General features: G+C 71.0%; 8 protein-coding genes. 4 read left to right on the plus strand and 4 right to left on the minus strand.

Translation table 11 applies throughout. The annotated features are described in order from the left end of the window. Positions 1–105 precede the first annotated feature (105 nt). Both JS521_RS13710 and JS521_RS13715 read right to left on the minus strand, forming a co-directional pair. Complete coding sequence (locus tag JS521_RS13710; RefSeq protein ID WP_205083188.1) at positions 106–2,580, minus strand: HAD-IC family P-type ATPase; 2,475 nt, start codon at positions 2,578–2,580, stop codon at positions 106–108. Between the two features lie 114 nt (positions 2,581–2,694). After that, positions 2,695–3,027, minus strand: coding sequence for a DUF2530 domain-containing protein (locus JS521_RS13715; RefSeq protein WP_205083189.1), 333 nt, complete (start codon positions 3,025–3,027; stop codon positions 2,695–2,697). A 222-nt stretch (positions 3,028–3,249) separates the two neighbouring features. Between JS521_RS13715 and JS521_RS13720 the strand changes: the two genes are divergently transcribed. After that, on the plus strand, positions 3,250–4,704 hold the full coding sequence (locus tag JS521_RS13720; protein WP_205083190.1) for an NCS2 family permease: 1,455 nt from the start codon (positions 3,250–3,252) through the stop codon (positions 4,702–4,704). Positions 4,705–4,730: 26 nt separating this feature from the next. Here the strand turns inward: JS521_RS13720 and JS521_RS13725 are convergent, their stop codons facing one another. After that, the gene (locus tag JS521_RS13725; protein ID WP_205083191.1) at positions 4,731–4,925 is read right to left on the minus strand and encodes a ribbon-helix-helix protein, CopG family; all 195 of its coding nucleotides are present in this window, start codon (positions 4,923–4,925) and stop codon (positions 4,731–4,733) included. A gap of 134 nt (positions 4,926–5,059) precedes the next feature. On the opposite strand from JS521_RS13725, the gene JS521_RS13730 reads away from it, so the two are divergent. Together JS521_RS13730 and JS521_RS13735 are read left to right on the plus strand one after the other, a co-directional pair. Further along, positions 5,060–5,500: a MarR family winged helix-turn-helix transcriptional regulator gene (locus JS521_RS13730; protein WP_006126571.1), complete on the plus strand. Its 441-nt coding sequence runs from the start codon at positions 5,060–5,062 to the stop codon at positions 5,498–5,500. A 168-nt stretch (positions 5,501–5,668) separates the two neighbouring features. Beyond that, entirely contained in the window at positions 5,669–7,003 is a 1,335-nt protein-coding gene (locus JS521_RS13735; protein WP_205083193.1) for an MFS transporter, read from the plus strand. Between the two features lie 68 nt (positions 7,004–7,071). On the opposite strand, the gene JS521_RS13740 is transcribed toward JS521_RS13735, so the two are convergent. Next, the gene (locus JS521_RS13740) at positions 7,072–7,662 is read right to left on the minus strand and encodes a Uma2 family endonuclease (protein ID WP_307847869.1); all 591 of its coding nucleotides are present in this window, start codon (positions 7,660–7,662) and stop codon (positions 7,072–7,074) included. 102 nt (positions 7,663–7,764) lie between these two features. On the opposite strand from JS521_RS13740, the gene thpR reads away from it, so the two are divergent. Next, positions 7,765–8,361: an RNA 2',3'-cyclic phosphodiesterase gene (gene thpR / locus JS521_RS13745; RefSeq protein WP_205083195.1), complete on the plus strand. Its 597-nt coding sequence runs from the start codon at positions 7,765–7,767 to the stop codon at positions 8,359–8,361. Positions 8,362–8,630 lie beyond the last annotated feature (269 nt).

The raw sequence follows: 8,630 nt of genomic DNA on the forward strand, positions 1-8,630 counted from the left end.
CCCGCCCGCGCGCGCGCGGGGCTTGGCGGCCTCCGTCATTTCCCCCCCCGCCCCCCCCCCCCCCGGGGCCCCCCCCCCCCCCCGGGGGGGCCCCCCGCGTACCCCTCACATCCCGAAGCGCCGCCCCACCCAGCGCCAGACGAACTCCAGCAGGGCGGCCGCCGCCACCGCGATGGCGACCGCCGTCCACGGCATCACCCCGCCCACCAGCTTCAGCGCGAAGAAGTCCTGGAGCCACGGCACCACGAGCACGATCAGGAAGCCGAGCCCCATCGCCGCCACCAGACCGATGCGCCACCAGGTGTACGGGCGGGCGATGATCGCCAGGACCCACATCGAGACCAGGAACAGCGTCAGCGTCGCCGCGCTCGTCTCGGCCGCCAGCGCGCCCTCGCCGCTGTAGTGGTGCCGCGCCACCAGGTACGTGGTGAAGGTGGCCGTCGCCGCGATGACGCCCGAGGGGATCGCGTACCGCATGACGCGGCGTACGAAGTGGGGCTGGGCCCGTTCCTTGTTGGGCGCGAGGGCCAGGAAGAACGCGGGGACGCCGATGGTCAGCGTGGACAGCAGCGTCAGGTGCCGCGGCAGGAACGGGTACTCCACCTGGGTGCAGACCACCAGGATCGCCAGCAGCACCGAGTAGACCGTCTTGGTCAGGAAGAGCGTCGCGACCCGGGTGATGTTGCCGATCACCCGGCGGCCCTCGGCGACGACCGAGGGCAGCGTCGCGAAGCTGTTGTTCAGCAGCACGATCTGCGCCACCGCCCGCGTCGCCTCCGAGCCCGAGCCCATCGAGACCCCGATGTCGGCGTCCTTGAGGGCCAGCACGTCGTTCACGCCGTCGCCGGTCATCGCGACCGTGTGGCCGCGCGACTGGAGGGCGGCCACCATGTCCCGCTTCTGCTGCGGGGTGACCCGGCCGAACACCGCGTTCTGCTCCATGGCCGTGGCCATCTCGTCCGGGTCGGTGGGCAGCCGGCGGGCGTCCAGCGTGTTCTCCGCGCCCGCGAGTCCCAGCTTCCCGGCGACCGCGCCGACCGAGACCGCGTTGTCGCCGGAGATGACCTTGGTGGCCACGTTCTGGTCGGCGAAGTACGCGAGCGTGTCGCCCGCGTCCGGCCGCAGCCGCTGCTCCAGGACGACCAGGGCGGTGGGGGCGGCTCCGGCGGCCGCGCCGGGCGCGTCCAGGTCGTCGCCCCGCATACGGGCCAGCAGCAGCACCCGCAGGCCCTGCTGGTTGAGCTGCTCGATCTCGGCCAGGGTCGCGTCGCCCTCGGGCAGCAGGACGTCGGGCGCGCCGAGCAGCCAGGCGGAGGCTGTCCCGTCGGCCTCGGCGAACGCCGCGCCGCTGTACTTGCGGGCGGAGGAGAACGGCATCGCGTCGGTGACCGTCCAGGCGGCCTTGCCGTCCCCGTCCGCCGGGTACGCGTCGATGATGGCCTGGAGGCTGGCGTTGGGCCGGGGGTCCGATGCGCCGAACGTCCGCAGCACCTCCTGGACGTACGCCTCGTCGCTCCCGTTCAGCGGCCGGACCTCCGTGACGTCCATGCCGCCCTCGGTCAGCGTGCCCGTCTTGTCCAGGCAGACCACGTCGACCCGGGCAAGGCCCTCGATGGCCGGCAGCTCCTGCACCAGGCACTGCTTGCGGCCCAGCCGTACGACACCGATGGCGAAGGCGACGGAGGTGAGGAGGACCAGGCCCTCGGGGATCATCGGGACGATGCCGCCGACGGTCCGGGCGACGGAGTCCTTGAAGTTGTTGTCCTTCACGACGAGCTGGCTGATGATCAGCCCGATCGCCGTCGGCACCATCATCCACGTGACGTACTTCAGGATCGTGCTGATCCCGCTGCGCAGCTCCGAGTGGACGAGCGTGAAGCGCGACGCCTCCTCGGCGAGCTGGGCCGCGTACGCCTCGCGCCCCACCTTCGTCGCGGTGAACGCCCCGCCGCCCGCGACGACGAAGCTGCCGGACATCACCGGGTCGCCGGGCCGCTTCAGCACCGGGTCGGCCTCACCGGTCAGCAGCGACTCGTCGACCTCCAGGCTGTCGGCCTCCGCGACCACGCCGTCCACGACCACCTTGTCGCCGGGGCCCAGCTCGATCACGTCGCCGAGGACGATCTCGTGGGTGGAGATCTCGGCGGCGACCCCGTCACGCCGTACGGTCGGTTTCGCCTCGCCGATCACCGCGAGGCTGTCCAGGGTCTTCTTGGCCCGCCACTCCTGGATGATGCCGATGCCGGTGTTGGCGACGATCACGAAGCCGAAGAGGCTGTCCTGGATCGGTGCCACGAACAGCATGATCACCCAGAGCACGCCGATGATCAGGTTGAACCGGGTCAGGACGTTGGCCCGGACGATTTCCGTGAGCGAGCGCGAGGACCGTACGGGTACGTCGTTGACCTCGCCGCGCGCGACCCGTTCGGCGACCTCGGCCGTGGTCAGTCCGCCCGGTCGGTGGGGCGGCGGTGGTGGCTCCATGGGGTGCACGGGGTCGAGTTCCGCCCCCGCGTCGATCATGGCCGGCCGGGAGGGTCCGGGGGTCTCCCCGGAGGAATCGAGTGCCCGCTGCGTCATGGGTCCGACGTTACGGGCGCTCGTGGTGAATCTCCCGCCAGGGGGTCGAAGATCCGACCAGGGGAGGACGAAGTCGGTCCCGTGGTCGTACGGAGACGCGAGCGGGTCAGGCCGTCAGGCGGTCCGGTCGGCGCGGTCCGGCCGGTCGTTGCTCAGCGCCTTGTCCGCCGCCTCGGCTCCTGCCGCGTCCTTGACCTCGGCCCGGGCCGCGTGGCGCTTGAGGGCGGCGTCGCGGCCGCGCACGTACCAGATCCCGATCAGGCCGAGTCCGGCACCGGCCAGCGGGGTCCACACCCACCAGGTGTGGCCGCGGTCGACGAACCAGCCGTAGAAGGGGAGCTGGGCGAGGAAGAGGACGAACCAGAGGATCGTGCCGCCCACGACGGTGGCGACGACGGGGCCCTCCAGGGGCTCGGGCGCCTCGTGCTTCGGTGTCCACTTCTCCATGCGTTCAGTGTATGGGCAGCGTACGGGGCCACGTGGGGGCCACCTGATCGGCGGATTGCGGGCCGGTCGGCCCAAGGGTCTACGCGCGGAGATAGCGATCTTCGCTTGATGTATTCATACTGAATCCGCTTGGGGATGGCTCGAATTCTTCGTCTGAACATCCAAATTCGATCACCTTTCGTCCCTCTGCTCCGCCTCCCCTACGTACGACTGAGGTCACCCATGCCCCCCTCGGCCACCGCTCCGGTCGACTCCCCGCAGCCTTCGGCTCCACAGCCCCACGGCGGCCTGGACCGGTTCTTCAAGATCTCCGAGCGGGGGTCGACCGTCGCCCGCGAGTTCCGCGGCGGGTTCGCCACGTTCTTCGCGATGGCGTACATCATCGTGCTCAACCCGATCATCCTGGGCAGCGCGAAGGACATGTACGGCCACCAGCTCGACAACGGTCAGCTGGTCACCGCCACCGTGCTCTCCGCCGCCTTCTCCACGCTGCTCATGGGCGTCATCGGCAACGTGCCGATCGCGCTCGCGGCCGGCCTCGGCGTCAACACCGTCGTCGCGCTCCAGCTCGCCCCCCGGATGAGCTGGCCGGACGCGATGGGCATGGTGGTCCTCGCGGGCGTCGTGGTGATGCTGCTGGTCGCCACGGGGCTGCGGGAGCGCGTGATGAACGCCGTGCCGCGCTCGCTCCGCAAGGGCATCGCCATCGGCATCGGCATGTTCATCCTGCTGATCGGCCTCGTCGACTCCGGCTTCGTCTCGCGCATCCCGGACGCCGCGCACACCACCGTGCCGCTCCAGCTCGGCGGCGACGGCCACCTCAACGGATGGCCGATTCTCGTCTTCGTCCTCGGCGCGCTGCTCACCCTCGCGCTGATCGTGCGCAAGGTGCCCGGCGCGATCCTGATCTCCATCGTCGCCATGACGGGTGTCGCCCTGGTCATCGACGCGGTGGCGGGTCTGCCCGAGGGGGCATGGGGCCTGACGACGCCCTCGTGGCCGGGCAACCCGGTCTCCGCGCCGGACTTCGGGCTGCTCGGTGAGGTCAGCCTGTTCGGCGGCTTCGAGAAGGTCGGCTACCTGACGGGCGTGCTGTTCGTCTTCACCGTGCTGCTTTCCTGCTTCTTCGACGCGATGGGCACCATTCTGGGCGTCGGCGACGAGGCGAAGCTGATGGACGAGAACGGCAACTTCCCCGGCATCAACAAGGTGCTGCTGGTGGACGGCATCGCGGTCGCCTCGGGCGGGGCGACCTCCGCCTCCGCCACCACGTGCTTCGTGGAGTCCACCGCGGGCGTCGGCGAGGGCGCCCGCACCGGACTGGCGAGCGTGGTGACCGGTCTGCTCTTCTCGGTGGCGCTGTTCCTCACACCGCTGGCGACCATGGTCCCGTCGCAGGCGGCCACTCCCGCCCTGCTGGCGGTCGGCTTCCTGATCATCGCGGGCTCGGTCCGGGACATCGACTGGAGCGACTACACGCTCGCGGTCCCGGCGTTCCTCGCGATGGTGATGATGCCGTTCACGTACTCGATCACCAACGGCATCGGCATCGGCTTCGTCGCCTTCTCCGTGCTGCGCCTGGCGGCGGGCCGGGGCCGTGAGGTGCCGGTGGCCATGTACGTGGTGTCGGCGGTGTTCGTCTTCTACTACGCGATGCCGGCGCTCGGCCTCACGTGACCGGCGACCTCAGGTGACCGGCTGCCTCACGTGATCGTCTGCTCCTCCCCGTAGAACTTCTCCGTCTCCTCGACGGCCACCTTGAAGCGTTCGTCGAAGTCGTCGCGAATGAGCGTCCGGACCACGTAGTCCTGGACGCTCATTCCGCGTTTCGCGGCGTGCTGCCGGAGCCGGTCGAGCAGCTCACCGTCTATCCGCAGGCTGAGCACTGTCGATCCCATGTCCAGCAGGGTCCACGCCCCGGAGCGCTCCGTGCGTCACTTTCCGCTTCCAACTCACTCGTTCGGGTGATCGGAATTTACGGGAGGTGTAACCGGGTGGTATTTAGTTTGGGTAATGAGTTACGCTAACAAACATGCCTGACCTGATCCACGACGGCGACAGTGCCGCCGCCGTGAGCTCCCTCCGCTCCGCCGTGATGCTGCTGGGCCGTCGCCTGAAGCACCAGCGTGTCGACGAGTCGCTGAGCCCCACCGAGATGTCGGTGCTCGGCACCCTCGCCCGCTGCGGCTCGGCCACCCCCGGTGAGCTGGCCCGCAAGGAGCACGTGCAGCCGCCGTCGATGACCCGCATCGTCGCGCTGCTGGAGGCGAAGGGACTGGTCAGGCTGGAACCGCACCCCGATGACCGTCGGCAGAAGAGGGTCAGCCAGACCGAGCAGGCCGAGGCCATGCTCGCGGAGAGCCGCACCAAGCGGAACGCCTGGCTGGCCCACCTCGCCGAGGGCCTGGACGAGGACGAGTGGGAGACGCTTCGGGCCGCCGCGCCCGTGTTGGAGAAGCTCGCCCACCTGTGACTCCGCGGGCGCGCCGACGGTGATCCACCGGGCCGTATCCCTGTATACGGCCGGACCGGACGGGACCGGATGGACGACATCCGCCCCGGCCTCGGATCACCACCGGAGCGCCCGTCGTCATGTCCCCGTCGGACCGAACGCCGCAGACGCCCGAGGAGGCGAACCCTTTTGAGTACGGGATCCGGAGCAGACTCCGCCCCCGCACCGACTTCCACCCACGAGAGCACGACCGGCGGGACCTTCTCGTCGCTGAAGATCCGTAACTACCGCCTGTTCGCCACGGGCGCCGTGATCTCCAACACCGGTACCTGGATGTCCCGCATCACGCAGGACTGGCTCGTCCTGAGCCTGACAGGCTCCGCGACGGCCGTAGGCATCACCACGGCCCTCCAGTTCCTCCCGATGCTGCTCTTCGGCCTGTACGGCGGCGTCATCGCCGACCGCCTCCCGAAGCGGCAGATCCTGCTCGTCAGCCAGGCCATGCTCGGCCTGTGCGGCATCGCGCTGGCCGTCCTCACCCTCTCCGGGGTGGTCGAGGTCTGGCACGTGTACCTGGTCGCCTTCCTGCTCGGCATGGTGACCGTCGTCGACAACCCGGCCCGCCAGTCGTTCGTCTCCGAGATGGTCGGCCCCGCGCAGCTGCGCAACGCGGTCAGCCTGAACTCGGCGAACTTCCAGTCGGCCAGGCTCATCGGCCCCGCCGTCGCGGGTGTCCTGATCACCACGGTCGGCAGCGGCTGGGCGTTCCTGCTCAACGGCCTCTCCTTCCTGGCCCCGCTCGTCGGCCTGCTGATGATGCGGACCAACGAGCTGCACGCCTCGGTACGGGTGCCCCGCGCCAAGGGCCAGCTGCGGGAAGGCCTGAGTTACGTCCGGGGCCGCCCGGAGCTGATCTGGCCGATCGTCCTGGTCGGCTTCGTCGGCACGTTCGGCTTCAACTTCCCGATCTGGCTGACCGCCTACGCCGACGAGATCTTCGACGGCGGCGCGGGCATGTACTCCTTCTTCAACATCCTGATGGCCGCCGGTTCGCTGGCCGGCGCGCTGCTCTCGGCCCGCCGCCGCTCCACCCGGCTGCGGATGCTGGTCGCGGCGGGCACGGCGTTCGGGCTGCTGGAGATCGCCGCCTCGCTCTCCCCGAACGTCTGGCTCTTCTCGATCCTGCTGGTCCCGATCGGCATGCTCGGCCTGACGACGAACATCACCGCGAACACGAGCGTCCAGATGGCCGCCGATCCGGAGATGCGGGGCCGGGTGATGAGCCTGTACATGATGGTCTTCGCCGGGGGTACGCCGGTGGGCGCCCCGATCGTCGGCTGGATCAGCGACACGTACGGCGCGCGTGTCGGCTTCGCGGCCGGCGGCGCGATCTCGGTGATCGCCGCCCTGGGCGTCGGCTTCGCCCTCGCCCGCGTCGGCGGCCTCCGCCTGAAGGTCGACCTCCGCCCGGGCCGGCCGCACGTCCGCTTCGTACCGCGCGAGCAGTTGGCGACGGCGGCGTGAGCCATGCGAAAGGCGCCTTCCCCCGGAGCGGGGGAAGGCGCCTTTCGCGTGCTTGCCGGGGTGCGGGGTCAGTCGCGGGGGAAGGCGTCGGTGGCGAGGCTGAGGCCTACGACGGTCGAGGTCAGGTCGACCGGGGTGCCGAAGTCGAGGCTCAGCACGCTGCGGTACTCGTCTTCCTTCGGGAGCGTGTGCAGGTGCCAGGTCCCGGTGTACGGGGCGACGATCAGGTAGACGGGGACGCCGGCGGTGGCATAGACGGCCTTCTTGACGCCGTAGTCGTTCGCGGCGGTGGCCTTCGAGATCACCTCGGCGACGAACTCGATGTCCTGGTAGCGCCAGCGGCCGTCATCGCCCTTGACGGCGTCGGGCGAGAGTGCGACCACGTCGGAGGCAAAGCCGTTGAGGTGGCCGGGGAGGTCGATGCGTACGTCGGACAGCAGACGATTCTCCTCGTAGCGGGCCGACAACTGCCTGATGATCGCCAGAGTGTTCCGCCAGTGCGTGCCCCGCTGCGGCACCAGGTAGACGTTCCCTCCGACGATCTCGAGCTTGCACCCCTCGGGCGCGGGTTCAAGCCACTCGTACAGCATGTCCAGAGTGCGCCAGTCATCGGCGTCGCCGCCGTCCAGGGCGGCTCTGCCGCTGTCCACATGGGCCACGGTGGCGCTCCTCCCCGCCACCCGGCCGGGATGCGGGCAGGCGCGCGGTAAAACGACAGGCCCGGCCTCACAGACACGCCCGGGCCTGCCAGACTCGCGCGCATGAGCAGCAGCGATCCCGGTCGTCCGCCCGCCCGGCGCCTCTTCGCCGCCGTCCTGCCGCCCCCGTCCGCCGTGGCCGGACTCCGTACGGCTCTGGCACCGCTGCACGCCCTGCCCGGGGCGCGGGAGCTGCGGTGGACGGGCCCCGAGGGCTGGCACTTCACGCTGGCGTTCTACGGGGAGGTGCCCGAGGACGCCGCGCCGGAGGTGGAGGCGCGGCTGGTGCGGGCCGCGCGGCGTACCGAGCCCTTCGCGCTCCGCGTGCACGGGGCCGGGCACTTCGGCGGGCGGGCGCTGTGGGCCGGGGCGGCGGGCGGGCTCGACACGCTGCGGCTGCTCGCCGAGCGCGCCGGTGCCGCCGCCCGGCGGACCGGGCTGCCGATGGAGGAGCACCGCCGCTACACCCCGCACCTCACGCTGGCCCGCAGCCGGGGCGCGGCGGACCTGCGGCCCTTCGCGGCGGCGCTGGCGGGGTTCGAGGGGGAGCGCTGGGAGGCCGCCGAGCTCACGCTCGTACGGAGCGACCTGCCGGTGTCCGGGGTGCCCGGGGAGCAGCCGCGTTACACAGCGGTGCGGGCCTGGCCGCTGGGCGGGTGAGGGGCCGCCATGACGCCCGGGGCGGCCCGGCGGCCGGGGGCGGTGAGCGGTGCCGTTACGCTCGAAGGGTGGACCCGAAGACCAGAAACCGCATCATGGCGGCCGTGCTCGTGCTGATATTCGTCGTCGTCGCCGTGGGGGCCGCCCTCGGAGGCTGAGACGGGACGCCGGGGGGCCGCGGGCCCCCCCCCCCCCCCCCCCGGCCCCCCCGGGGGGCGCGGGGGGGGGGGGGGGCGGAGGCGCGCGCTACAGGTGGAGGGGGGGGCGGG

Origin of the sequence: Streptomyces durocortorensis (assembly GCF_016901035.1) — a bacterium.
Lineage (GTDB): Bacteria > Actinomycetota > Actinomycetes > Streptomycetales > Streptomycetaceae > Streptomyces > Streptomyces durocortorensis.